1 protein-coding gene is annotated in these 1,272 nt (G+C 64.0%); it reads right to left on the bottom strand.

The window, feature by feature from the left end; translation table 11 throughout:
• Positions 1–137: 137 nt before the first annotated feature.
• Positions 138–1,175 (bottom strand): IS110 family RNA-guided transposase, encoded by a 1,038-nt coding sequence (locus AC0L3P_RS39745; RefSeq protein WP_473309432.1) that lies wholly within the window; start codon positions 1,173–1,175, stop codon positions 138–140.
• Positions 1,176–1,272: the final 97 nt, after the last annotated feature.

Here is a 1,272-nt window from a genome sequence, read left to right as displayed (position 1 = left end):
CACCGCAGCGGCCTTGAACAGCCAATGGGTCGCACGGATTTACTCGCGTCTCGGGTCGATCGATCGCACCATCTCTTCTGCTCTTGCAGCTCCGGTTCGGCCGGTGGACCAAGTCGCCGGCCGGCCGAATCTCTCAGCTATGCGACGGTTGCCGTTGTGGCATCGAGCCGCGCACCGTCGTAGCTCTCCCCCGTGGTCATCAGCTTCCAGGCGATGCGGGCCATCTTGTTGGCCAGCGCCACTGCGGCGAGCTTCGGTGTCTTGCGCTTCAAAAGCTCGATCAGCCAGTGAGGCCCGCGGTCTTTCGCTTTGGCCACCTTGACGACCGAGGTCGCCCCGACCACCAGCAGCTGACGTAGTCTCTCATCGCCCGCACGGGTTATCTTGCCGAGCCGGAGCTTTCCCGCAGTGGAATGGTCCTTGGGCGTCAGGCCGAGCCAAGCCGCAAACAGCCTTCCTGAGCGGAAGGCGTGCGGATCTGGCGCCTTCATCACCAGCGCCGCCGCCGTAACCGGACCGATCCCCGGGATCTGCGCCAACCGCCGGCTCGTGGCATTGGCCCGGTGCCAGGCCAGCAGTTTCGCCTCGGTCGCCTTCAGCTCGACCTGCACCTGTTCATATTGGCGACCCAGCATCACAAACAGCTCGCGGGCCAGCGCCGGCACGCTTTCGTCATGGCTGATCGCCGCCAGGAACGCCGCGAGCTTGTCCAGTCCCTTGGCCGCGATCAGACCGAACTCGGCCGCATGCCCACGGATCGTGTTGGAGAGTTGCGTGCGACGCGCGACCAGTTGTTCGCGGACGCCCAGCAGCATCAGCGCGGCTTGCTGCTCGGCCGTTTTCACCGGCACATACCGCATCCGCGGTCGGCTCGCCGCCTCGCACAGCGCTTCCGCATCACGCCCGTCATTCTTGTTGCGTGGCACGTAGGGCTTCACCAGTTGCGGCGCAATCAGCCTGACCGTGTGTCCCAGCTTGCCAAGCTCGCGCGCCAAGTGGTGAGCGGCCCCGCAAGCCTCGATCACCACCACCGTCGGCTGCAGCTTGGCAAAAAACTCCAGCATCGCCTTGCGGCTGAGCCGTTTGCGCAGCACGACCTGCTCCGACGCATCAACACCATGCAGCTGAAAAATATACTTCGACGTATCCATCCCAATGCGGATAATCTGGCTCACGGACGGCTCCTGTGAATGGGTGTGTGACAACCTCATTCTGGCACAGCTGATGCCGTAGGGGGCCGTCCACCCCATCATCGCAAGGCCATACCGGCAT

It is taken from the genome of Bradyrhizobium sp. WSM4874 (genome assembly GCF_055811835.1).
This window is presented reverse-complemented; position numbering and strand designations above follow the sequence as displayed.